This is a genomic window from Lysinibacillus sp. FSL H8-0500 (assembly GCF_038051955.1).
Classification (GTDB): domain Bacteria; phylum Bacillota; class Bacilli; order Bacillales_A; family Planococcaceae; genus Lysinibacillus; species Lysinibacillus macroides.
The window spans coordinates 4,431,110-4,455,526 of sequence record NZ_CP150292.1 but is presented as its reverse complement, the minus strand read 5'-3'; the positions used below and the strand labels follow the sequence as shown (position 1 = coordinate 4,455,526).

Below are 24,417 nucleotides of genomic sequence, written 5' to 3'. Positions count from 1 at the left end.
CGAAAATGATTATCATTATCAATATAAGTATGACTCGTTAGGAGAGAATATCTATGCATAAATATTTTAAAATGTGTGCTCCTGCTCTTTTAGCATTATCACTAGCTGCATGTGGGGCAGATAAGACAGAGGAGTCGGAGCCTGCAACAACAACTACGGCAGCGGAAACAAGCACAACAAAATCACAGGTAGAGCAAGCCCAAACACAGACAATTACGTACTTAGGTGAAAAATATGAGCTTCCTGCAGAGGTGAACAATATTGTCGCTGCAAGTTTAGAATCAATGGAAGATGCTGCAATACTTGGTATTAAGCCTGTAGGTGTACTTGAAGTTGGCGGTAAAGTTCCTGCATATTTAGCATCAGAATTTGAAGGTGCTACACTTATAGGAGATAAAATGACGCCAAATGTAGAAGCTATTCTTAATCTTGATCCTGATGTTATTATAGGTACTTCAAAATTTCCTGAAGAAATGGCTGAAAAGCTGAACAAAATTCAAACAATGATTCCCTACTCACATATCTCAACAAACTGGAAGGAAAATTTAACAGTACTTGCACAATTAGCTGGTAAAGAAGAGGATGCCAAAAAGATCATTGCTGACTATGAAGCAAAAGTTGCAGATGCACAAGTAAAATCTAAAGAGCAATTAGCAGATAAGCAAGTGTTAATGATTCGTGTTCGTGGCGGTATGATGTATATCTACCCAGCAGGTGTTTATCTAAATCCTGTTTTGTATGAGGATTTAGGAGCCTCAATTCCAGACATTGTAAACACAGCTAAGGCACAGGATGAATTGTCGCTTGAAACATTAGCTGAAGTAAACCCAGATGTCATTTTCCTACAATTTGAAGAATCCGAAAATACGGATTCTCCAAAGGCATTAGAGGATCTACAAAAAAATCCAATTTTCACTAGCCTAAAGGCAACACAAAATAATCAGGTTTTCGTCAATACGATTGAGCCATTAGCACAAGGTGGTACTGCTTGGTCTAAGGTGAAATTCTTAGATGTCGCAGCTGAAAAATTACTTAAATAGTATAAGTGGGCTGGTAATAGATTTGGTGATGTCACCGGGCTATTACCAGCCTTTTGTTCAGTGAAGGTTTGGATGTGACTGATATAAGAACACCTAAGCACACTAGATGTCATGAAATTAATAAGGAAAAGGTGTGAAAGTTGAAAAATACAAATATAATGTCCTTTTTAATATTGGCGCTGGCTCCTGTTCTTATAGCGCTTGTGGCAATCGTTTCTATTATGTATGGTACGAAGGATATTAGTGTGGTCACAGTGTGGCAGGCAATAACTGCATTTGATCCTTTAAATGTCGATCATCAAATTATAAGGACGGGTCGTATCCCTAGAGTAGCCGCAGTATTGTTGGTAGGAGCATTTTTGGCAGTAGCGGGTGCAGTGATGCAGGGCATTACAAGAAATTATTTAGCATCGCCTTCCTTGATGGGTGTTAATGATGGTTCAGCGTTTGTCATTACATTGGTAATTGTTTTTTTCCCAGGTCTACCGAATTATCAAATGATTTTATTATCGATGCTAGGTTCAGCACTAGGAGCAGGAATTGTTTTTGGCTTTGGTTCATTAATTCGCAATGGCTTATCACCAGTAAGGCTAGCCATTATTGGTACAGTTATTGGCACTTTTTTAAGCAGTATTGCAACAGCAATCGCAATGTATTTCCAAGTATCACAAACGGTAAGTGCTTGGTATAACACAAAGGTACATATGGTCGATATGGATATGCTTATACTGGCTATTCCATTTGGGTTAGTCGGTTTAATTTTAGCGTTATTATCTGCAAGAGCGATCACCATTACTTCGCTAGGTGAGGATATTGCCACAGGGCTTGGGCAAAAAACAAGAGCTGTCAGAATTATTAGTATGCTGGCAGTAGTATGTTTGACAGGTACAGCTGTAGCGCTGGTCGGGAAGATCGCCTTTGTTGGCTTAGTGATACCACATATTACACGTTTTCTTGTCGGTGTAGATTACCGTTATATTATTCCTTGTGCTGCTGTTATTGGAGCCTTTTTCTTAGCGCTCTGTGATGTCCTTAGCCGCTATGTTAATTATCCATTTGAAACGCCAATTGGTGTTTTAACAGCATTAGTCGGTGTGCCATTCTTCTTATATTTAGTTCGTAAGCACGGAGGTGAAAAGCGTGCGTAATAAAGCCTTAAGTGTATTTATAATAACGGTGTTGCTGCTTCTATTATTGATTTTAGGTGCAAGCTATCTACATCTTACAAATGGTGTTTTTGATATGTCTATGATGGAGGTTATCAAAACATTGCTGCGGATTGAGCCCAATTCAAAATTCGATCTGGTCATTTTTGAGTTTCGCTTACCTCGCATTGTAATTGCAGCGCTTGTTGGTATTGGTTTAGGGATGGCTGGGGTTGTTTTACAAGGAATAACACGGAATGGTTTAGCAGACCCAGGTATTTTAGGGATTAATGCCGGGGCTGGCGCAGCCGTCGTTATTTTTATGTTTTTCTTTCAATTAAAGCTAGTGAGTGCAGATATGAGTAGCTGGATGTCTATTTTAATGATGCCACTGTTCGGCTTTATCGGTGGAACGATTGCGGCTATATTAATTTTTTCCTTTGCTATGAAAAGTGGTCATTTAGATATGCAGCGTTTAATTTTAACAGGGATTGCGATTAATAGTGGCTTTGGCGCATTGTCTTTGTTCTTATCTTTAAAAATGAGTGCGCAGGATTTTGAATCTGCCGCTATTTGGATGGCAGGCTCTATTTATAATGCCAATTGGATTTTTGTACTGACAATGTTACCTTGGCTCTTGATCTTAGGAATTTATGTATATAAAAAATCGTATTTACTTGATTATTTTCAACTTGAAGAGAATAGCATTACAAGTTTAGGAATTGCGGTTGAAAAAGAGAAAATGAAGCTACTATTAGCTAGTGTGGGTCTTGTTAGTGCCTGTGTATCTGTATCAGGGAGTATTGGTTTTATCGGTTTAATGGCACCACATATTGCAAAGCAGCTTGTTGGTATTCAACATCGTTATGTGATGCCAGTAAGTGCATTGATAGGTGCTGGCTTATTAATTTTGGCTGATTTTATTGGCAAAACCGTATTTGCACCATCTGAATTGGCTGTTGGGATTGTTGTTTCGATTATCGGAATTCCGTATTTCTTATACTTACTGGTGAAATCTAAGGCATAGGAGGAAATAGTGTGCAAAGTGCATTTAGAATGGAAAATTTAGCATCGGGCTATGAGCAAGTTCGGGTCTTTGAAGGATTAAATTTAACAATAGAGGAGGGGAAGGTCACAACAATTATTGGACCAAATGGCTGTGGCAAGTCAACGCTTTTGAAAACAATTGGGCGTATTTTAAAAAAGCAACAGGGCACTGTTTATTTACAGGAGCAGAACATGCAAAACTTATCGACAAAAGATATTGCCAAAAAACTAGCAATATTATCCCAAACACCTGTTGCACCCGGTCAATTAAAGGTAGAAGAGCTGATTGCCTATGGTCGTTATCCACATCGTAACAATGTGAATCGTTTAACAAATAAGGATGAGGAAATGATTGAGTGGGCTTTAACCGTGACAAATACGATAGAATATCGGAATCGTGAGCTAGCACAGCTTTCTGGAGGTCAGCGTCAGCGTGTGTGGTTAGCTATGGCTTTAGCACAAGAAACAAATATTTTATTGCTAGATGAACCAACTACTTATTTAGATATGGCACATCAATTAGAAGTTTTGGATATTGTGAGAAGCTTAAATGAACAGCATGCTTGTACAATTGTAATGGTTTTGCATGATATTAACCATGCTGCTAGATATTCCGATCATCTCATTGCCATGCGTAAGGGTATTGTTATGCAGACAGGCACACCACAGGAAATTTTATGTGCAGATGTGATGCGTAGAGTATTTAATATTGATGCACGTATTATGGAAGATCCTGTGACGAATACACCTGTCTGTTATAGCTATGATATTTTAAAGGAGACTACTAAATGAGCAAAGAACAAAAGAATTATGCAACACAACAAATGACCTCCAAATTTACGGATTATACGTATACAATTAATATTTACGTGCCAAGCAATGAGGTACCAAAAGAAGGATTTCCGATCCTGTATGTGTTAGATGGCTCCTCTTATTTTGAACTTGTAAAGGAAGCAGTGCGCCTACAAAGCGGCAATGCACCCAAAACAAATATTGCACCCTCAATTGTGGTTGGCATTGGGCATGGTGCAGATATGCGTGAAAGACGTTTCTATGATTTTACAGCTCCGGCCGAAACGTATATTTACCCCGAAAGATTTAAAGGTAAGGGACATGACAAGCTTGGGGGAGCCGCTCACTTTAGTCGATTTTTAGAGGAAGAGCTTAAGCCAGTTATTGAAGAGCAATTTCCTATAAATAGAAAGCAGCAGGCATTATTTGGCCATTCCCTAGCAGGTTATTTTACGCTTTGGCAATTATTTCACCATCAATCAAGCTTTCAACGCTATTTGGCTATTAGTCCCTCTATTTGGTGGAATGAGCATGAATTATTCCACTGTGCGTCCGTATTTTTGAATGAGCATCAGGAAATGAGGGAAGCGTTGTTTATGAGTGCAGGAGAGCTTGAAAATACGATGGTGGATGATGCACGACAAATGATGAGTATATTAGAAAAAATAATGGATGTTGCCTTTTATGAGGCTTTAGATGAAAATCATGCCTCTGTTGTGCCAACTGTCATGAGCAGAGCTATACGTTTTATGCATCAATCAACATAATATATGAAGGGACTGTTGGAAAGGAAGTATCTTGTCTGACAGTCCTAATTTTTATAGTAAATATTTTCCGTACAATAAATATTGCTTCTGCGGTGGTCATCGGGTTACTATTCTCTGTTTTGCTGTACATAAATTACACAAATACACACATAATAAAGGAAATTTGGTAATCGCTATGTCTGGAATTAACGGAGGCGCTGTATGCATAATAGAATTTTTAAAAATCCAGTATTTATTATTGCTAGTGGGCTTATTTTACTGGTGGTGGTTATTGGAGCCATTATGCCAGAACAATTTAAGAATGTAGCAAACAGCGTATATCACATGACGACTGACTATTTTAGTTGGTTTTATTTATTAGCCGTATTTAGTATTGTTATTTTTTTATTTGGTCTAGCTATTAGCAAATACGGTACGATTCGTTTAGGGTCACAGGAAGGCCGTCCAGAATTTAGTTTTCTAACATGGGTCTCCATGCTTTTTTCAGCTGGACTTGGGGTTGGTCTAGTGTTTTGGGGTGTAGCGGAGCCAATGAGCCATTATTTTTCGCCACCTTTTAGTAGCACAGAATCCTTAACCGCTGATGCTGCAAGGCTGGCAATGGGTTATGCATTCTTTCATTGGGGTATCAGTCAGTGGTCTGTTTATACTATACTTGGACTTGTTATGGCGTATGTGCAGTTTAATAAAAAACGAGATCTATTGATTTCTACAGCATTAGAGCCAGTAGCGGGTACAAATCGAACTGTAAAAGGCATAGTGGATATTTTAGCTGTAATTGCTACAATCATGGGCGTAGCCACCTCTATTGGTCTTGGCGTTTTACAAACAAACGGAGGTTTGAGTTTCGTCTTTGGTTTACCTGATACATTTCTTTTACAAGTAGTGATTATTGCTATTATGTTTGTTGGCTATATGGTGTCTGCCACTACAGGTTTGCAAAAGGGAATGAAAATTTTAAGTAATGTTAATATGGTTTTAGCGATTAGCCTCCTGTTATTTGTATTTATTACAGGTCCAACTGTTTTTATACTTGAAACCTTTACATTAGCAATAGGGGATTATATTTCAAATTTTATTCAATATAGTCTTCGCATGCAGCCATATGTAGGCGGAACATGGGTAAAGGATTGGACAATCTTTTATTGGGCATGGGCGATTGCTTGGTCCCCTTTTGTAGGTTCCTTTATCGCTCGCGTATCAAAGGGCAGAACGATTCGAGAATTTATTATAGGGGTATTAATTATTCCCCCTTTAATTGCTTGTTTTTGGATTGCTGTCTTTGGTGGTACAGCGCTTTGGTTGGATTTACAAAAAAACACTCAAATTGCACAAACAGTAAGTAATGACGTCACAGTTGCTCTATTTCAGATGCTAGAGCATCTGCCACTTTCAATGATTGCCTCCGCACTTGGTATTTTGCTTATACTTATATTTTTAATTACATCTGCTGATTCAGCGACGTTTATTATGGCGAGTATGACGACAAAAGGCTCATTAAATCCGAGCGTGTGGTCAAAATTGATTTGGGGTGTATTGATGGCAGCCATTTCAGGCGTGTTACTGTATACGGGCGGGCTTGAAGCACTGCAAACTGCCTCGTTAATTGCTGCTTTACCATTTACAGTAGTTTTGCTGCTATTAATGATTGCTTTTATTAAAATGATGAAGAATGAAATTATTCCTGTTAAGAAGAAGGATATTCAACGTTTGAAGATAGCAAGAAGACATATTGAAAAGGAAGCGAAAGCAAAAAATAAAAATTGAAGGAGCTGATGGGGAAGTCTGATTTGATTGGACTTGTCCATCAGCTCTTTCCTATTTAAAATGCTACACCACAGGTTATTGAGCGTTCCTTTGAGCTGATTATGCAGGGTGAATGCTATTATACAAGCTTTGCAGCGTTTATCAGCTAAGCAACTGCCCATTTCAGTTGCTCAGCTTTCAATGGTGGAAGCAGCACAGCAATTTGAGAGGGCGTTTGGGCAAAGCATTCACCAACCTGTGAAGCCTTTAGCTGAAGCTATTCAAAAATCATTATTACTGTAACAATTGCATAAAAACCATCGTTTCATTAAGAAAGTAAGGTGGGGATGGTATGATGAAACGATTTGTGCTGTTATGCCTGATATTGCTTTTGGTAGTAGGCTGTGTCGCTAAAAAGGAAGTCGTTCTGCCAGCGGATATTCCTGATTTTGTGCAGGTAAGTGATTTGACATCCATTGATTGGCAACGTAGATCTGTGGCATTTAAGGATAGTGGAATGATTGGCAATGTGAATAAATCAGGTGTTATCGGTATGGATATGCCAAGTTTAAGCACACAAAAATGGATGTGGCATCTTTGGGGAACGGAAGGGCACAATACGGAATTAACGATTGTTGGTTACCATAAAGCTTCAAAAGATGTACAGCCTATTTTAACAAATGGATGGAGCCTAGTATTAGGTGGACCAAATAATGGGGCAGATGCACATGCACCCTCAAGTGTGAAAGTACCAAAGTCTGGAGAATGGGCTATTTTACTGTATACGAATGGGGAATATTTTGATACGTTAATTTATGATATTCACGAATAATTAGGTATAGCCCTTGTTTTGTAAGCGATATGGCTTATAAGAGAAGGGTTTTAACGTTTATTAGAAATATTTGCGCAGGTGGAATTAAGTGTAAGAAAGAAGGCTGATCCTAGGAAAATCTCTATTTGTAGGAGTAATTAGATATCAATCTTTCAAAATAGTAGCAAGAAAAACCTTAAATTGATACTATAAAAATAAAACGGAGGCGAGTGCTATGACAGATGTACGATACCCGATTGGACAATTTCAATTTCCTGAAGAAGTAACTTTACAGCAAGTGAAGAAATGGATTGAGGATATTCGGCTTTTACCAAGACAGCTTGCAGAGGCATTAAGTGGAGCAAGTGAGCAGGCGCTAGCAAAAACTTACCGTGAGCATGGCTGGACGGTTACACAGCTCGTCCATCATATTGCTGATAGTCATATGAACAGTTATATCCGTTTTAAGCTAGCACTAACAGAGGAGGCACCAACGATTAAGCCATACAATGAAGCACTGTGGGCACAATTACCAGATTCAGAAATGGCAGTGGCAACCTCTTTTAAACTAATTGAAAAATTACATGAACGCTGGGTTTATTTACTAACAAGCTTAACCGAGGAACAATTACAAAGAACGTTTTATCATCCTGATTCCGGACTGACGACACTAGAACAAGCAATTGGACTATATGCATGGCATGGTAAGCATCATCTTGCACATATCCAAAATGCTTTAGCACAGTAAAGTGTGAAATAGGCGATTTCTTGAAAAAGAAGTCGCCTATTTTATTTACTTTTCTAAGGGATTATGCAATTGTAATACCTGCACTTGCTGTTCCTGTTAACACTTGAGCAATAGCAACACCTGAAGTTGTGATGGAGTAAACCATTAATAAGCGGTCACCTGTTACAACTGGTACTGGTGGTACGTTTGCAGAAGCGAATGCTGTTTGGCCTAATGCGATAGCCCCTGTAAAGGATGGAGCTAGACTTACTGTTGCAGCTGTTGCAGTGAACACAGTGCTACCAGCAGGAGCGCGATATACTGTTGCAGTTACTGTTGTTGTACCAAGTAAGGCAATAGCAATTGTTGCAGAGAATGATGCAGAAATAGCTGTAATATTACCAGGACGAGGAACGGAGAAGGCTTCAGTTACAACACCTGATAAATCAATTGTATTTCCTAGAACTGCAACACCAGGAACTGCTGTACCAAATCCGATCAGACTAGGAGCGTCAATTAAACCAGTTGCTAATGATGCTAAAACAACAGGTGTGATACCAGAAGAGAAAGGAATGATTGAGCCAGTTGCTTGAGGCGGAGTAATACATGCAGCATCAATCGCTATAAAAGGCCCTAGTGCACTACATTCACCGTTGCCATTACCATTTCCTGAACAGCCACACATAGAATTATTTAAACACATTGTTACACCCCCTTTCTTCATTATTCTATTCAGATTCGATAAAGGGTTAAGGGCAATTATCTAATACCATCCTGCATATTAAAAAATTTTAAAATGTTCCATTGAGGTACTATTCTACATAAATAAAATGCTTACTACTATAGTAGGGATTTGAGGATTCGTACAAGATGAAAAATCAAACATAGTAAGGTGCTTCTATCTTATATGAATTGTTTTTCGACCTTCCTATTATTATTCATAAAAAAATCCAATATGCATTTGATACATACTGGATCATTTTTTATCAACTCCACTTCTTAAAGAAATGAAGAAATGAATGTTTTTCTTTTTTTGCTTCTTCTTCCAATGCCTCGTTTATAGGCTCAGGAGGTTCATTGGTTTCTGGAATGGGGTTATCATGAACTTCAATAACTTCTGGTTCTTCTATTATGACAGGTGAAGATTCTATGTGGTTGTCTATCTCTTTAGTATGCTCAAGGTTAACAGATTCAAGAAGCTCTTCAGGCTCATCCTTTGTTGGTGCTTCATCAATAGAAGAGGGGTGAACAGGGGCAGGAACGACAGGGTTAGGAATGAAATCATTAATAGGGATTTCTTGTGCCTCAGCAGCATTTCTGAAATGGAATGTTGATCCTACGTTGGTGTTGCGATAAAGTCCATTATAAATTTGACTTGGATGTGTATTGATGGATTGAAAGTATTGCTGATTAAAATGGCGCTCTTCAGGTCTATACATAGGTTGCTCATTTTGACTAGTAGGAGGAGGATTGGTGAAATTTAACTGTGTATTGGTGGCTTTTCCCGCTAAACCCTGTAACATTTTATAAGAAGGTTCATTGGATTTAGGTGGGAGAGAAGCTTGGTTTGCTGCTTGTGTTATTATCGACTTTCTTTGCAATAGATTAGGGATTGTAGAGGAAGATTTACTAGGCGTTTTCTGTGCTTCTGTTGTTTCAGGTGTTAGTAATTTATTTAAAACTGTTAAGATTTCTCGATTCATTTCTTCAATCGTTTGATTTAATGATCCAACTTGTGAGGTTAGTAGCTGAATTTGCTCCTCATAGCCTTTAATCTGTGAATTTTGTTTATCGTCTATTGTTTCTGTTAAGTTCTCTAAATGTACTGTGTGTGCCTTTAATCCATCAAATTCATTTTTCATATACAGATAATCTTCAATAGAAGTTTCTGTTTTCAAAGAGGTTAATGCTTCCCTATAGGTTTCAATTCGCTGTTTTAATTCCTCAAGCTCTTGTATGGAGTACAGTTTTGAATCTTTCATTGCATGTCACTCCTTTCAGTCCACTACTATCTTATTAAAAATATTGCCTTTCTGTTACAAATATACCTGCCCTTTCACATATTTTAGTGCCATAAAAAACAACTGTAATTATTTATTAGCCCATGCACTTAGAGCGAAAAAACATATGCTACAAACGAAAGATAAAAATTTTATGGAGGTGTCAAAAGGATGCAGGAGAATATGCCATCCCAGGCGCAGGAACTAATTTGTATAAATGTTGACAAGGTGTATGACTGGATTGTAAAGGAAATGTCATTTGATATTTCTCCAACAGGCTCAATTACGTTCCCAGGTGTAACGCCAGGTACTGATTTAACAGGTGCGGTTGTTACATGTAGAGTAATTCCAGCCCCTACAAATCCAATCGTGATCCTGAATCGTGAGAATCGCCAGTTCTCTATTGATGGGTCAACAGTATGTCTGCAACACTTAAATATTCAAAAGAACTTCATTTTAACGATTGTCGTTACTTTACCAAGCGGCACTGTTTTCACAAGTGCAGAAATTCCAGTTTCTCGCTGTGAGCAGGTGACATTATGTGCACCTAAAGGTACAGATGTAGAAATTTTATATACAGATTTAGATTGCTTCGTATGTACAACTGGAACACTTACACCTACAGCAGGTGCAATTACGTTTTCTGCGTTAACAATTACTGTTGCTGTTTGTCAAAGTATTCAATCTACATTCCCGGTTACTGTAGAATTTTTAGCAACATTCTGCGAACCAAGAGCAGATTTACCATTCTCATGTCCAACTGCGGTTCGTCCAAAACAATGCTCCGTTATTTTCCCAAATGGCGGTTAATAGTGCTAACATATCAAGGAACGTCATATGATGAAGAGAGGGTAATCCTCTCTTTTTTTTATGAAAAATAATGATATCAAGGAGGCATGAGGTGATAACACCTGTGGAAGACAAAATACATGAGTTGCAACAACAAACAAATGCCTATATGCGTGAAATTAAAACGCTGGTAGAAGGGCTAAAGATGCCAAATAAGGTTAATCTCATTAGCTATTTTACCTCCGCATTTAATATTTCCTATGATTCTGAACAAGAAAGTTTATGTTTAGGTTCCTATCATATTCGTAATATTGGCAGTGAACCTATTACAAACCTCTCTGTATGTATTCAGCTACCTAAGGATTCACCATTTTATTTTTCTGGGCGATATGTGCATGAAAATTTTACGCCTAATTTAAAAACACAGGGGCAACAGCATTGGGAGCGTTTCAATGATAAATTGAGCAAAGAACAATATTGGCTGAGACCAGTAGGAAAAACAATTCTCGAACAAAATGAAACTCTGTCATTTACCAATTTTCAAATAAAATGGTCCCATAATTTATCGTATTCAGGCACTATTATGGGCTTTACATATTGCGATCAGCTAACAGATGGTGTTGCTGTCTTAAATCCTATTAATCTCAATGGAATTGGTCAGACACAGGAGGGGGACAATGAGTGATGTTCAAAAGCATGCAATTCATCAATTGATAAAGGAGCAGCTCAATCGTCGCAATGGGCAAGATAATAGTTTTGCATTTCTCGAAAAAAGCACGCTAAATCTATTAATTGCCTATCTTATTTCAGAAGAAACTACTAGCAATGAACAGCCCGCATCGGAGGCAAGGCTAGTACAGCAGCTTGATAAAATATTAGCGGATAGTAAAGCACAGTTTGAAGAGGTGATTCATTTACTGAAAAACTATTCAAGCTAGGAGGTGCAGGGGTGGACAGTGAAGTTGTTAAAAACAATGATCCTATACAGCTCCAACAAATGATTATTTTTTTAAGAGCGGAATTAGCCAAATATAAAAATGAGGTAAAACGGCTTAGAGATAGTGATTATTATGAATTAATACTGCGGCTTGAGCGGGAAAATGTCCATTTAACAAAACTGAAAAAAGACCTTTCCATAGAGCTATTAAAATTGACAAGGGACTATGAAAAGGAACGACAAGCCTATCATGAAGACATACAAAGGCGAGAATTACAAAGAAAAAAACAAATTACATCCATAGAGTCGCTATTAAAGGAATTAGACGAGTTGAGAGCTGACAATAAAGTATTAAAAGAAAGCATAAAGGAGGCGAATAAAAAGCTATTATCACTAAAGAAAGAGGTAAGCTATAAGGTGGTAATGGAAGGGGTAGATAAAAAATTAAGTGATTTTACAATAGCAACGGGTAGACAAATAGAGAACATTATACAAGCAATTGAAAAATCATCGATGGAGCAAGCTCATTCGGACAGCCTTTATCAGCATTTAGTGCAAGAGCTAACGCAAAAAAATCAGGAAATTGAGAAATTATCCAATAAAATAGTGGATGCTCAAAAGCAATCCACTGGCGTACAAATTATTAGCTTTAATAAGCAAATAGACGATCGCTTACGTATGCTTGATGCATTAGACAAAAAGTTAAACGAGCTAACTTTGGAAATCAATAGAGAGCAGATATAGTAAAATTTATAAAGACTGTTTCAAAAGTATCTTACAAACTTTTGAAACAGTTATTTTTATTGCTCCAGTGGGGAAACCTGCTCAAAAAATAGAGATTCTTATTTTGTTTCTCGATGCAGTGTCACTCGTTTTAAACGAGGAGAGTATTTTTTTAACTCTAATCTTTCTGGATTTGTCCGTTTGTTTTTTGTTGTTATATAGTTTTTATCACCTGTTTCAGTGCAGGCTAATGTTACTTGTACACGCATAATAGAACCTCCTAAATAAATAGTAATGATTACGATTTAAAATATATATTTTTCTTGCTACATTGTCAAGTTTATTTTTACAGATATTAAAAAGATTTCGGTTAAGATTCCGAAATCTTCTTTTGAAATACATGGTTATAATTTGTCGCATCTCGCAATGCTTGTTCTTCGATAGGTATTCGTACAGACAGCATTGTAATATTTAAGAGTGTAAAACAAAATGCTGTAAAATAGGCCTGAAACATAAGAGGCAGTAGCAAAATTTCCAAACAAACAACAGCATAATTAGGATGACGCATATAGGCATAGGGTCCTTTACGCACAACTTGTGTGTCAGGTAATATAAGAATTTTTGTATTCCAAAAATTCCCCAATGAACGAATACACCAAATTCTTAAGGCTTGCACAGCTAAAAATAAAATAAAAAATAATGGAAATAAGGGCGATACACCATTATTATTCGTCACCACTTCAATCATTAAAAACAAGAAAAAACTGATATGCATTGTAACCATATAAGGATAGTGAGAGGCTCCTACCTCATAGGCTCCTTGTGAGCGCATCCACCTTTCATTACGTTTAGCAATGACAACCTCTGTCAATCTTTGTAGAATGACAAGCATCATAATCAGATAGAAGATCATGTTACTCCCTCCATTTTAATAATACAGCTTCTGCACAAAAACCCGGACCAAGAGCAACGAGTAAGCCTGTATCCTCCACTTTTCCTTCATGTAACATAAATTGCTCTAATACATATAAAACTGTTGGGGATGACATATTCCCATGATGACGTAATATTTCCCGAGAAATGTCGGTTTTTTGGGAAGAAAGATAAAGGGTGTCTTCATAGGCTTTTAAAACCTTTTTTCCTCCAGGATGAGCGATAAAATGAGTAAGCTGTTCACTGTAGAGATTTTGTTCCATTAAAAATTGTTCAATGAATGGTCCAAGCCAATTGGTAATAATAGCAGGGATACTTTTCTGAAAGATAACATGAAGGCCATTATTTTTAATGTTCCAACCCATTACATTTTCTGAATCTGGCATCCATTTAGAGCCTGTAGCAAAAATAGTTGGTACTGGTTTGCTGGTTTCGATGGCGACCTCATCTCCACAAACGAGTAGACATGCAGCCCCGTCTGCAAAAAGTGAAGCACCAATTAAATTACTTTTTGAAAAATCATTTGGCTGAAAAGTGAGACTACATAACTCGACACAAACAACAAGCACCTTTGCATGAGGATGCGCTTGACAAAAGTCATAGGCCCTGCTTACACCAGCTGCGCCACCAGCACACCCAAGACCCCATAGCGGGATGCGTTTAAGTCGATCTGAAAAGACAAGTTTGTTCATAATACGTGCATCAATGCTAGGTGTTGAAATTCCTGTGCTGCTAACAAAAATAATGGCATCAATGTCTTGGGGTGAAACGGGTGAAGATAAAAAGGCTTTGTTTTCTAAGCATGCCTGAATAACGTTCACACTATATTGTGTTGCTAATTCAATATATAAATCATTGCGTTCTTCAAAGGAGTGATTCGTACGATGCCATTCTGGTGGCACACAAAAATGGCGTGTGTCAATACCACCGTTTTCAAAAACCTTTAAGTAGCGCTCTAGTTTTGGCATTTTTGCATAAAAAAGCTCCTTTGTTAATTCCTCTGCATTTGCCTGTTGTAATGTGTAAGGTGGTTGATATGTGCTAATAGAAGTGATTTTCGGCAATTCAACATCTCCTCGCAATTAGTGGTCTTGTTCATTGTATGCAGGAAGATAGTGGATACATGCTTATATAAATTTACAGGAGATTTCAGCGCCGATTTGAATAAGGGAAGTTATGGTTATTACAGAAAATAGATTATGTTATATGGGCTATATTATAGAATATCGAAATTTATACAATCCCATCATCTGCATTCAAATAATTTATGTAAAGTTAACTTTACAATTAGCTGATAGTAAAGTATGCTTTATGTAAAGTTAACTTTACTTTAAGGGTAGTGACATATGGAACATGGTATAAAAGAGCTTAGAGCATCTTTTGGATGGACACAAGAACAGCTATCTGAAAAACTGGGTGTTTCAAGGCAAGCAATTATCTCTGTTGGAAATGGTCGTTATAAGCCTTCATTAGAGCTTGCCTATAAGATCGCCCGGTTATTTAAGCTAACAATTGAGGAAGTATTTATTTTTGAGAAAGGTAGTAATGAAGTATGAATTTGGCTCAATATTTAGGATTAGCTGGTTTAATGTTAGAGGCATTTTGTGGGGCGAAAAACGGTGGCTTGTAAAATCTCTTCAGTGGATGTCCAAATGCTTACTGAATGCAGACGCAATTACGCTGGGGCGTAATTGATTAATAGAATATTTTACAGAGATTCAACAAAGTAGACGGGAAAAAATTTTTTAGAGGAGGGCTAAATATCAATGAATTTAATCCTAGAAAACATTAGTAAGAGTTTTAATAATCAAACTGTCCTAAAAAGTGTGAATTTGGATTTTCCGTCAAATGGATGCCATTTATTACTGGGTGAAAATGGTGCAGGAAAAACTACATTAACAAAGATTATTGAAGGTAAATTACCTGTAGATTCTGGTCAAGTTTATCTAAAGACTGAACAAAAAAATAAAGTCGATTGTGCCATTCAATATCAAAATTTTGAAGCCTTTCAGTATCTAAAAATTAAAGAGGTTATCGAGCTCTTTAAAAAAACGATAGAACAATACGATTTTAATCCAGATCTCTATAATTTGTTGGACCTCAAAAAATTCGAAAAAACCCTAATCAAAAATGCTTCTGGTGGTATGAAAAAAGCTGTCTCAATTTTTATCACTTTTCTACTTAATAAACCCATTATTATTTTGGATGAGCCATTTGCAGATTTAGACTTAAAGAAGAAAAAAGATCTCCGTTCATTTTTAACTCATTATGTAAAAGAAAAAGAGAAAATTATATTGATAATTAGCCATGAAGTAAATGAATATGAAGAATTATTTGAGACGATTTCGATATTAGATGATGGGGTTATAAAGGAATCTGATCATTTGGAAAAATTATTAAATAAATATAAAACAACAGATAATTTTAGTATCGAAGACCTATTTTATGCAGTGACTGGAAAAAGGCTGGTGTTAAATAAATGACTTTAATGATTACTAAGATTTATTTAAAGGAAACACTTCGAAACTCTGGAGCTTTTATTGGTATTCTATTACCTGCCATCATGTTTTTTGTGGTATCTATATTTGTAAAAAATGCAGCTTCTATCGGTTCAGAAACACTTGATTTTATGATTCGTGGTCAATTTCTTACTTCTAGCATATTATTCACTATTTTGTCTGTGGTATTTTCTGGAGGTACTGTTTATTTAACAGATAAGAGGAATGAGCGGGTTTTTGAATGGCTAGATAAAACAAATATTAAGTATTATGAGTATTTCGTGGGCTTAGGAATAGGCATTTTAATGATATTAAATGTATTTTTAACGATTATTTTATTAGCATTCAGTACAATTACGACACTTGAATTAATGGATATGGGGCGTATTTTATTAATTTCCAACTTTACATTCTTTGCATTATATCCCATTAACTATTTACTATCATCGTTATTTCCAAACGGAAAAACTGCAACAAGTATGTTAGTACCATTAATGTTAATTTTACTATTTTCGGTTACCATGACAGATTTATTTGTATCACTAAGCGGTAATGATCCACAAAATTATTATAAGTTTTTAATCTGGAACCCAATGCTATTTTTAAATGATACATTGCAGCATATTTTAGGACTAGCTGAAACTCCGTGGATGAAGTTAACAAGTTATTTAGTTATTCTTTTAGCCTTATTTATGCTATTATTTATAATTTCAAAAAGAACCTTTCGATATTTAAAGTAAAGCATTGAAAGAGCGTGGTAATGAAGAGGGAGAAAAGCAAGCTATATAGATAGGCCCTCTTTTTTAGATAATGGAGTGCTTTTTATTTCAAGTCTCCGACAATGTTTTACTTCTATACACATATCGCTTGGATTATTAAATAAGAAGAAAAATTTCATATGAAGTTTTTTAATATCTAATCAAGGAGTGATTTCATGGTAAAAGCTTTTATTTTTGATATGGATGGGACTTTATTTCAAACGAATCTTATTTTAGAGCCAGCATTGGCTGCTACGTTTGATGTATTGCGTGTAAAGAGCTTATGGCAGGGCGATACACCGATTGAAAAATATCGGGAAATTATGGGTGTTCCCTTGCCAGTTGTTTGGGAAACCTTGTGTCCTATGCATTCATTGGAGATACGTGAGGAAAGCAATAAGTTATTTCATGTAAAGCTAATTGAACAAATACGCAATCATAAAGGTGCATTGTATCCGCATGCTGAACAAACTCTTGCAGCATTAGCACAAGGCTGTCCTTTATACATAGCGAGTAATGGGCAGGTTGAATATTTACAAGCAATTGTTGAAACTTATCAGCTAGAGCGTTTTATTAAGGGAGTGTATAGTATTCAATCCATTGCGAGCGGGCATAAATCGGACTTGGTTAAACGAGTGATTGAAGAAAACAACATACAGTATGGGGCAGTAGTAGGAGATCGTGCCTCAGATATTCAGGCTGCCCACGACAACCAGCTTCTTTCAATAGGCGTTCGCTTCGATTTTGCACAGGATAAAGAGCTAAAAAAGGCAGATGTTGTGATTGATGATTTAGCAGCATTATTAAAGATACAGCTAGATGGAAAAGTTTATTGACTAAAAACTTATATTTATTGACCAACTTTTCACTTTTATTGACCAATATTTAAAAAAGCAGTATGGATTTGTAGACCATACTGCTTTATCTTATCTTAATTCATAACAGGTGTTAATTTTGCTACGATGATGCTGTTGACAGCGTTAATATAAGCTAGCGCACTTGCCTTTAAAATATCTGTATCGGCTGCTTTTGCGATATATTTTTCGCCCTCGTGCTCAATCGTAATTTTTACTTTACCAAGAGCTTCCTTGCCGCGTGAAACACTATTGATATTATATTCCACTAGTTTAACATCAATATTTGTAATCTCAGCAATCGCTGAATAAAGCGCATCAATCGGGCCAGAGCCGACAGCACTTGCTTTAAATGTTTCACTGCCCTTACGAATTTTTACGCTTGCAGAAGGGAAGCTTGCATTGCTGACGACTTGTAGATCATCGAAATCAAAGAATTGGTCACTGTAATGTGTGGCATTCTTATTAGTGGCATCGTGTTTTTCGTAATAGCTTTCAACAATGACATATAGATCGTGATCGTATACTTCCTTCTTTGCATCCGCTAGTTTTAGGAAGCCATCAAAGATTCCTTCAAATTCATCTGTAGAAAGATTAGAAAACCCTAATTTTTCAAGTGCATTTTTCACGGCATGACGTCCAGAACGAGCAGTTAGTACTAGCTCCATATCATCAAGTCCTACATCTTCTGGATGCACAATTTCATAAGCATCACGAGATTTTAGTAAGCCGTCCTGATGGATACCAGATGAATGGGCAAAAGCATTGTCCCCTGTAATTGCTTTATTTACCTGAACATCTAAGCCCATAAAGCTAGAAACAAGACGAGAAGTATTCATAATTTCCTTTGTATTAATACGTGTTTCTGCATTGTAGACAGAGCCACGAGTTTTTAGTGCCATCACAACTTCCTCTAATGCCGCATTTCCTGCACGTTCACCAATACCATTAATTGTACATTCCACTTTATCTGCACCGTTTTTAATAGCTGCAAGTGTATTAGCTGTTGCCATACCAAGGTCATTGTGACAGTGAACGCTAAGAAGAACGCTATCGTCTAGGTTTTTCATACGATCATTTAATTTATAGATCATTGCTCCAAATTCCTCTGGCTCTGCAAAACCAACTGTATCAGGAACGTTAATCATCGTTGCGCCAGCCTTCATCACGGCTTCAATTGTTTTCCAAAGATATTCAAAGTCCGAACGAGATGCATCCTCTGTAGAATATTGTACTTGTGGTAGTAGTGTTTTAGCGTATTTCACAGCATCTACACCAATTTGTAAAATTTGATCCTTAGATTTGCTGAATTTTTTCTCTACATGGATATCGGATGTTCCAAGTACCATATGAATCATAGGGTTTTCAGCATATTTTACAGCATTATAAACAGAATCAATATCGGCTTTTACAGCACGTGCTAATGCTGTAATCATAATGTCGCTTGTATTACCAACCTTTTCAGCTACAGCTTTGACCGCATCAAAATCACCTTGTGATGAAGCAGGGAAACCAGCTTCGATAATATCTACACCTAATTTTTTAAGTTGCTGTGCAATCTCTACTTTTTCATATAAATTCAGCTTTGCACCAGGGACTTGCTCGCCATCACGTAAAGTTGTATCAAACACCCAAATTTTTCTTCCCATTATTCAAACACTCCTTTTGTAGTTATCAGTATCTAAGGTTACACGTAGGCCAAATAATCATAAAAAAACCCGTCTCTATTTTAAAAATAGAGACGAGTTTTTGCTCGCGGTACCACTCTAATTGACCTTTCTTTGCAGAAAAAGTCCTCTTATCGACAGCTATCACTGTCTATCCTGTTAACGGAGGAAACCGACATCCCTTACTAACTACTGTTCAGGGAGTAGCTCATGGACGAGTTCAAAATGTGTGTCTACCGATTTCCACCAACCATCGGCTCTCTACAAGTACACAAACACTTTTACTATTTCCAATCTTGGCCTGTAATGTGTTGTTGAAAGCAATAATACATTGGATATTGGTAGTCTGTCAACAATTTTCTAAAAATTATTTTTATTCTGTACTTGTATGAGCTACATTTTAATATTTAGTGAAAGGGCTGAATTATTATTATAAAAGGGGGGGAAACAGGCTACCTATCAAAAAAATAATGATAGATAAAGCTGCTTATTTTCTATAAGAGGGATTCCTATGAAAATAAGCAGCTTTTATATTTATTCTAATTTAAAGCGAGACACTTGCGTTTGAAGCTCTTCAGCCATATTGGACAATGTTGCTGCTGAAGCTGCTACTTCTTCAATCGTTGCCAGTTGCTCTTCTGAGGCAGAGGCTACATTTTGCAAATTAGTGGAAGACATTTGAGCAATGGTCGCTATTTCATCGAAGGCTGCATAAATTTGTTGTGCACTTGATGACATCTCCTCCGAAACTGCTGTTGCTTCCTGGATTTGCATCGATACTTGTTCAATAAGTTTTACAATTTTAGCAAAGCCTTCTTCAGCAACCTGCACGACTTGCATGCCAGTTTGCACCTCTTGTGTACCTGCGTGCATTGCTGTCACTGCATGGTTAGTATCCTGTTGAATTTCAGCAATCAAGGCTGCGATCTGTTCAGCAGATTGCTTTGATTGCTCTGCTAATTTTTTCACTTCATCCGCTACCACGGCAAAGCCACGCCCATGATCACCTGCACGGGCCGCTTCAATAGCAGCATTAAGCGCTAATAAATTTGTTTGTTCCGCAATTTCTGTAATAATGCTAATAATATTTCCAATTTCAACAGAATGCTTATCTAAATTTTTCACAACGCTAGCAGACTCCGCTACAGCAGTATTGATTGTCTGCATTTGTGTAATCACTCGCTGTAACGAATCATTTCCAGACTTCGCCTCAGAATTCGTTTCTATGGCTAGTTCGGAAACGGCTGCTGTAGTAGAAGCTAATTGCTGGATGCCTTTTGTCATACTTTTCATGGCTGTGGAGCTTTCTGTAGCATTTTTTCCTTGCGCTTCAGAGCCACTTGCGACCTCTTGAATCGAAGAAGTAATATGCTCGGTCGCTTGAATTGTTTGATCGGCACTAGCTGTTAATTCAGCCGCTGAGCTACTAACTTGTACTGTGTTATGACGGACATTTGTGATTAAGTCTTTTAGATTAACCGACATTTGATTAAAGGCTAGTGCTAAATCACCAACCTCATCACGGTTTTTGATATCTAATTGCTCTGTGGTTAAGTCACCAGCCGCTATTTTTTTAGCTGCTCTTGCCATGCCATTAATCGGCCGAGCCATGAAATTACCGACCAAAATAGCAATTGTCAGACTAATGACAACGGCAAATACCCCAAGTAAAATCATTTGAAGCTTAATATGTTGAATTTTTTTTGTTGTAGCAGCGATTTTGCTATCGAGATATTCACTTTGATAGTTCGCTAAGTTTTCAACACGCTCATCAAATTGCTTAATAATTAAACGACCTTGCGTGCTATCAAGCTTTTCATACTTTTCTGTTTCACCTTGGGCTTTTAATGTAAACATGCGATCCGCAAATTGTTGCACACTTTGTTCACTTTTAATAATAGCTTCTAGCAATTCAATGGATTTTTTAGAATGAAAGGTGTCCAGTAATTCTTCTGATTTCAGCTTAAATTGTTCACGTGCTTCCTGACTACTTTGAAGATTTTGCTTGTCTCCTAGTAGTAAATAGCCTCGCATACTAACAATTTCTTGTTTTGCAAGCACACGTAGTTCCTGAATACTAATGGATGTGGTTGTTTGTTCCTCTAGCAATGTACGATATGTTTTATTGACGGAATCGAGCTGTTTAATATTTAAGCCAATTGTTGCAACGAGAACTAAAATCACAATAAAAAAACCGAGCAATAATTTCTTGTAGATAGTAAACCGCATAGATGTAATATCCTTTCTCAGTAGGTAGTCAAAATGTTACAAATTAATGAAATATGTATATATAACATTTATATCAGATTATAGACGTTTTACAAAGTATTAAGAGAAGCATTGCTTTCTGTAATAGTTTTAAAAATTAAAAGAGCTAGGTAGGATATGATGAAAAAATATCATTTAATAATAAAATTAATATTTTTATGTAGATTATTGTTAAATAATATTGGTTATTAAGTCTATTTACATAAATTTTGAAACTTCAACAGTAGTCATAACGTACAGATAATAAGAGAAAAGTAAAGGTGGGGAAATATGTATAGGCCAATTTTAAAAATACCAAAAACAAAATCTGAAAAAGTATGGGATTATATTGGTGGTGGTTTATTTGTTCTAGCCATCTTTTATATTGTAGTGATGTGGTCTAAATTACCTGATAAAATCCCGGGTCATTTCAATGGAATTGGGGAGGTTGATCGCTGGGGTTCAAAGATGGAATTAATCATTCTGCCGATTATTGGTGGATTTTTATGGCTAGTCATGACATTGTTAGAAAAAGCACCACATATGCATAATTATCCAGCACGTTTAAATGAACAAAATGTAGAGGCATTTTATCGTAATAGCAGAAAAATACTAAATGAAGTGAAAAACCTTTGTTTGATTTTGTTTGCGTTTCTATCGTTTCAAATGGTACGCATCGGTCTTGGCGATGCACATTCATTAGGCTGGTGGTTCCTACCAGTGGTATTACTAGGAGCATTTATTCCAATGATTAAAGGATTTATAACAAGCTTCAAAATAAAATAGAGAGTCTAAAGCGCTTAGGACACCCTTAAGCGTTTTATTTTTGCAGAAAAATTTTTATAGCGTGTCACAAACTTCTATTAATTTCAGTTATATAGATTGGAAAGGGGGGAACAACTTTGACTGCACTAAATCAATCAAAGAAGCGAACTGATATGGATATTGAATCCATTGTGGAGCAGGTTCAATCAGGTAACACGCGTGCCTATGCAGAAATCATTCGTTGTTTTCAAAAGCAAATTTATATTTATTGTTACTATATGCTAGGAACTAAAGAGGAGGCGGAGGATGCTTCACAAGATATTTTTATTAAGGGATTAGAAAATATTCATAAATTTTCTTATACGGTTTCCTTATCGGCATGGCTTTATAAAATTGCCCACCATCATTGTATTGATGTCATAAAAGCCAAAAATAAGGGCTATAGATTTTGGCTAAATCTGAAGCAAGAACAGGTCAAGCAGACGCAAGCTCCGATACCTGAATATGATGAAATGGTGCATAGGCTATTGGAAAACTTACGTGTAGATGAAAAAAGAATTTTATTACTTCGTTCTATTGAGGAGTATAGCTTTGATGAAATTGCTGCCATTATGGATATGAAAGCAGCTACAGTAAGAAAAAAGTATGAACGATTACGTAAAAAATTGATGAGGGAAAATATGTTAGGAGGGGATATTTATGGACACTCGTTCAAAACTGGAGGATAAGGAGTTAGCTCAGATAGAAAGGTTTATTCGAGAAACACCTGTGGAAGTGGATTTAGTAAATCGGACAATGGACAAATATGAAAGTAGTCGTAATACAAAGCCGTCTGAAAAATTTAGAACTCGTAAGAACTTACGTCAAAGAGTCATGATGATTACCGCCTCCACAGCAATGATTTTTAGTTTGATCATTGTCACGGGTTTAATTTCACCAACGATGGCGGCGACGATGAAAGAAGTTCCTTTATTATCATCTGTTTTTAAATTTACAAGGGATCTTGGTCTACACGCCGCAGATGAAAAGGGACTCTCAACAAAGTTGAATATAAGCGTTACGCATGAAGGCTTTACATTAAATGTAACAGAAGTAGTGTATGACGGTACACGTGTTGCAATTGGGATTGAACGCCATCATAAAGAAGGTGAAAATGCCAAAGAAAGTTTATCAGATCAAATTAGTAATATTGAATTTTTACTAAATGGTGAACCATTGACTCACACCAATTTTAGTGGTGTTTTTGGACAACCAAGTAAGGATAATAATTCGGCAATATTTGAATTTGCAGATTTGAAAAACCAAGGTGGGATTCCTTTCCCAAAGCAATTTATTTTGACATTATCCGCTACAATAACTGGAATTTCTGAACCTTTTAAAATGAATATTCCAGTGAGTGATATTGGTAACTATGTAAACCTACAACCTAATATAAGTAGAAAATACAAAAATAATCAGTTTACTATTGAACAAATTATACTAACTCCCATAACAACTAGTATTACAACAAGAATAGCCTTGCTTGATAAATCAACTTCTGTAGATTTCCGGGAAGGAATAAGTATCGAAGTTTATGATGAACAAGGACATGAACTAAAACTAATTAATGGCAATGGTAGACGTGAGACAAATAAAGGAAATAGCGATCTCATCATGGATCTACGGGTACACCCATTTGAAACCTTACCAAAAGCCATTACAATCAAACCGTATATTCATCTTTATGACGATGAGGGATCATACCAACTGGATGAAAACGGAGACCCGAAGATTCAATATATTCCAGAGCTAGAAATTACAATACCAATTAACTCAAAAGATTGAACCACTGCGAACACCAGACCAACGTCTAGTTATAGTAGCAGGCTCTCCCCGTAGTCCCTCGGTGAAAAACTTGCAAGGATTGTACGTTGGACTCCGCTGTCTAGCGTACTGCTTGGTTTTCGCCTTTCGGCTAGCCAGAGCGATAGAACGTTGAAGATTTTACATAACAGACGAACTTCCTGTTACGACCTCCTATCCTCAGTTTTCAAAGAGCAATCTGTACAGGTTCATTATAGCACATACGTTCTAATTGTGCGGCAATTTAGACTAACGCCTATCGACATTCATCTCCCACTTACTCACAGGACTATCCCCTTCACGTTCCTTAAAGTGGGAGTCTTCTGTCG

The 24,417-nt window shown here is 36.8% G+C and carries 27 protein-coding genes and 1 other annotated feature; of the genes, 20 read left to right on the top strand and 7 right to left on the bottom strand.

Features of this window, described 5'->3' with window-relative positions:
* Positions 1-53 precede the first annotated feature (53 nt).
* The 9 genes from MHB44_RS21410 (at position 54) to MHB44_RS21370 (ending at position 8,096) form a co-directional block, all read left to right on the top strand.
* Positions 54-1,040 (top strand): ABC transporter substrate-binding protein, encoded by a 987-nt coding sequence (locus MHB44_RS21410; protein ID WP_341300803.1) that lies wholly within the window; start codon positions 54-56, stop codon positions 1,038-1,040.
* Positions 1,041-1,198: 158 nt separating this feature from the next.
* Positions 1,199-2,188, top strand: coding sequence for an iron ABC transporter permease (locus tag MHB44_RS21405; RefSeq protein WP_341303022.1), 990 nt, complete (start codon positions 1,199-1,201; stop codon positions 2,186-2,188).
* On the top strand, positions 2,181-3,212 hold the full coding sequence (locus MHB44_RS21400) for an iron ABC transporter permease (protein ID WP_341300802.1): 1,032 nt from the start codon (positions 2,181-2,183) through the stop codon (positions 3,210-3,212). The genes MHB44_RS21405 and MHB44_RS21400 overlap by 8 nt, the downstream gene beginning before the upstream one ends.
* Positions 3,213-3,241: 29 nt before the next feature.
* A complete protein-coding gene (locus tag MHB44_RS21395) occupies positions 3,242-4,024 on the top strand; it encodes an ABC transporter ATP-binding protein (RefSeq protein ID WP_341303021.1) in 783 nt (260 codons plus the stop codon).
* Positions 4,021-4,791 (top strand): alpha/beta hydrolase-fold protein, encoded by a 771-nt coding sequence (locus tag MHB44_RS21390; protein WP_341300801.1) that lies wholly within the window; start codon positions 4,021-4,023, stop codon positions 4,789-4,791. The genes MHB44_RS21395 and MHB44_RS21390 overlap by 4 nt, the downstream gene beginning before the upstream one ends.
* Positions 4,792-4,992: 201 nt before the next feature.
* Positions 4,993-6,558, top strand: coding sequence for a BCCT family transporter (locus tag MHB44_RS21385; RefSeq protein ID WP_341300800.1), 1,566 nt, complete (start codon positions 4,993-4,995; stop codon positions 6,556-6,558).
* A 108-nt stretch (positions 6,559-6,666) separates the two neighbouring features.
* Positions 6,667-6,840, top strand: a complete 174-nt coding sequence (locus MHB44_RS21380; protein WP_341300799.1) for a hypothetical protein — start codon at positions 6,667-6,669, stop codon at positions 6,838-6,840.
* A 49-nt stretch (positions 6,841-6,889) separates the two neighbouring features.
* Entirely contained in the window at positions 6,890-7,369 is a 480-nt protein-coding gene (locus tag MHB44_RS21375) for a hypothetical protein (RefSeq protein ID WP_341300798.1), read from the top strand.
* A gap of 214 nt (positions 7,370-7,583) precedes the next feature.
* Positions 7,584-8,096 carry a YfiT family bacillithiol transferase gene (locus MHB44_RS21370; protein ID WP_341300797.1) on the top strand — a complete coding sequence of 171 codons (513 nt, stop codon included), beginning with the start codon at positions 7,584-7,586 and terminating at the stop codon, positions 8,094-8,096.
* Positions 8,097-8,157: 61 nt separating this feature from the next.
* Here MHB44_RS21370 and MHB44_RS21365 read toward each other — a convergent pair whose 3' ends face one another.
* Together MHB44_RS21365 and MHB44_RS21360 are read right to left on the bottom strand one after the other, a co-directional pair.
* On the bottom strand, positions 8,158-8,778 hold the full coding sequence (locus MHB44_RS21365) for an exosporium glycoprotein BclB-related protein (RefSeq protein ID WP_341300796.1): 621 nt from the start codon (positions 8,776-8,778) through the stop codon (positions 8,158-8,160).
* A gap of 283 nt (positions 8,779-9,061) precedes the next feature.
* Positions 9,062-10,057, bottom strand: a complete 996-nt coding sequence (locus MHB44_RS21360; protein WP_341300795.1) for a hypothetical protein — start codon at positions 10,055-10,057, stop codon at positions 9,062-9,064.
* Positions 10,058-10,246: 189 nt separating this feature from the next.
* Between MHB44_RS21360 and MHB44_RS21355 the strand changes: the two genes are divergently transcribed.
* The 4 genes from MHB44_RS21355 to MHB44_RS21340 all read left to right on the top strand — a co-directional run bounded on the left by MHB44_RS21355 (position 10,247) and on the right by MHB44_RS21340 (position 12,545).
* The gene (locus MHB44_RS21355; RefSeq protein WP_053996849.1) at positions 10,247-10,885 is read left to right on the top strand and encodes a hypothetical protein; all 639 of its coding nucleotides are present in this window, start codon (positions 10,247-10,249) and stop codon (positions 10,883-10,885) included.
* 91 nt (positions 10,886-10,976) lie between these two features.
* Positions 10,977-11,549: a hypothetical protein gene (locus MHB44_RS21350; protein ID WP_341300794.1), complete on the top strand. Its 573-nt coding sequence runs from the start codon at positions 10,977-10,979 to the stop codon at positions 11,547-11,549.
* On the top strand, positions 11,542-11,802 hold the full coding sequence (locus MHB44_RS21345) for a hypothetical protein (protein ID WP_341300793.1): 261 nt from the start codon (positions 11,542-11,544) through the stop codon (positions 11,800-11,802). Before MHB44_RS21350 ends, MHB44_RS21345 begins: the two co-directional genes overlap by 8 nt.
* 11 nt (positions 11,803-11,813) lie before the next feature.
* Positions 11,814-12,545, top strand: coding sequence for a hypothetical protein (locus tag MHB44_RS21340; RefSeq protein ID WP_341300792.1), 732 nt, complete (start codon positions 11,814-11,816; stop codon positions 12,543-12,545).
* A gap of 98 nt (positions 12,546-12,643) precedes the next feature.
* On the opposite strand, the gene rpmG is transcribed toward MHB44_RS21340, so the two are convergent.
* The 3 genes from rpmG to MHB44_RS21325 all read right to left on the bottom strand — a co-directional run bounded on the left by rpmG (position 12,644) and on the right by MHB44_RS21325 (position 14,521).
* Positions 12,644-12,793: a 50S ribosomal protein L33 gene (gene rpmG, locus MHB44_RS21335; RefSeq protein WP_053481849.1), complete on the bottom strand. Its 150-nt coding sequence runs from the start codon at positions 12,791-12,793 to the stop codon at positions 12,644-12,646.
* A gap of 101 nt (positions 12,794-12,894) precedes the next feature.
* A complete protein-coding gene (locus tag MHB44_RS21330) occupies positions 12,895-13,437 on the bottom strand; it encodes an isoprenylcysteine carboxyl methyltransferase family protein (protein WP_341300791.1) in 543 nt (180 codons plus the stop codon).
* A gap of 1 nt (position 13,438) precedes the next feature.
* Positions 13,439-14,521: a 3-oxoacyl-[acyl-carrier-protein] synthase III C-terminal domain-containing protein gene (locus tag MHB44_RS21325; protein WP_341300790.1), complete on the bottom strand. Its 1,083-nt coding sequence runs from the start codon at positions 14,519-14,521 to the stop codon at positions 13,439-13,441.
* 282 nt (positions 14,522-14,803) lie between these two features.
* Between MHB44_RS21325 and MHB44_RS21320 the strand changes: the two genes are divergently transcribed.
* The 4 genes from MHB44_RS21320 (at position 14,804) to MHB44_RS21305 (ending at position 17,549) form a co-directional block, all read left to right on the top strand.
* Entirely contained in the window at positions 14,804-15,013 is a 210-nt protein-coding gene (locus MHB44_RS21320) for a helix-turn-helix transcriptional regulator (protein WP_341300789.1), read from the top strand.
* Between the two features lie 210 nt (positions 15,014-15,223).
* On the top strand, positions 15,224-15,940 hold the full coding sequence (locus MHB44_RS21315; RefSeq protein WP_341300788.1) for an ATP-binding cassette domain-containing protein: 717 nt from the start codon (positions 15,224-15,226) through the stop codon (positions 15,938-15,940).
* Complete coding sequence (locus tag MHB44_RS21310; RefSeq protein WP_341300787.1) at positions 15,937-16,695, top strand: ABC transporter permease; 759 nt, start codon at positions 15,937-15,939, stop codon at positions 16,693-16,695. The genes MHB44_RS21315 and MHB44_RS21310 overlap by 4 nt, the downstream gene beginning before the upstream one ends.
* A 194-nt stretch (positions 16,696-16,889) precedes the next feature.
* The gene (locus tag MHB44_RS21305) at positions 16,890-17,549 is read left to right on the top strand and encodes an HAD hydrolase-like protein (RefSeq protein WP_341300786.1); all 660 of its coding nucleotides are present in this window, start codon (positions 16,890-16,892) and stop codon (positions 17,547-17,549) included.
* A gap of 95 nt (positions 17,550-17,644) precedes the next feature.
* On the opposite strand, the gene MHB44_RS21300 is transcribed toward MHB44_RS21305, so the two are convergent.
* Complete coding sequence (locus MHB44_RS21300) at positions 17,645-19,216, bottom strand: 2-isopropylmalate synthase (protein WP_341300785.1); 1,572 nt, start codon at positions 19,214-19,216, stop codon at positions 17,645-17,647.
* Between the two features lie 85 nt (positions 19,217-19,301).
* Positions 19,302-19,541, bottom strand: a binding site (T-box leader).
* Between the two features lie 227 nt (positions 19,542-19,768).
* Positions 19,769-21,463, bottom strand: a complete 1,695-nt coding sequence (locus tag MHB44_RS21295) for a methyl-accepting chemotaxis protein (protein WP_341300784.1) — start codon at positions 21,461-21,463, stop codon at positions 19,769-19,771.
* Positions 21,464-21,772: 309 nt separating this feature from the next.
* On the opposite strand from MHB44_RS21295, the gene MHB44_RS21290 reads away from it, so the two are divergent.
* The 3 genes from MHB44_RS21290 to MHB44_RS21280 all read left to right on the top strand — a co-directional run bounded on the left by MHB44_RS21290 (position 21,773) and on the right by MHB44_RS21280 (position 24,070).
* On the top strand, positions 21,773-22,267 hold the full coding sequence (locus MHB44_RS21290; RefSeq protein WP_341300783.1) for a DUF1648 domain-containing protein: 495 nt from the start codon (positions 21,773-21,775) through the stop codon (positions 22,265-22,267).
* Positions 22,268-22,383: 116 nt separating this feature from the next.
* Positions 22,384-22,974, top strand: coding sequence for an RNA polymerase sigma factor (locus tag MHB44_RS21285; protein ID WP_341300782.1), 591 nt, complete (start codon positions 22,384-22,386; stop codon positions 22,972-22,974).
* Positions 22,946-24,070 carry a DUF4179 domain-containing protein gene (locus MHB44_RS21280; protein ID WP_341300781.1) on the top strand — a complete coding sequence of 375 codons (1,125 nt, stop codon included), beginning with the start codon at positions 22,946-22,948 and terminating at the stop codon, positions 24,068-24,070. Before MHB44_RS21285 ends, MHB44_RS21280 begins: the two co-directional genes overlap by 29 nt.
* Positions 24,071-24,417 lie beyond the last annotated feature (347 nt).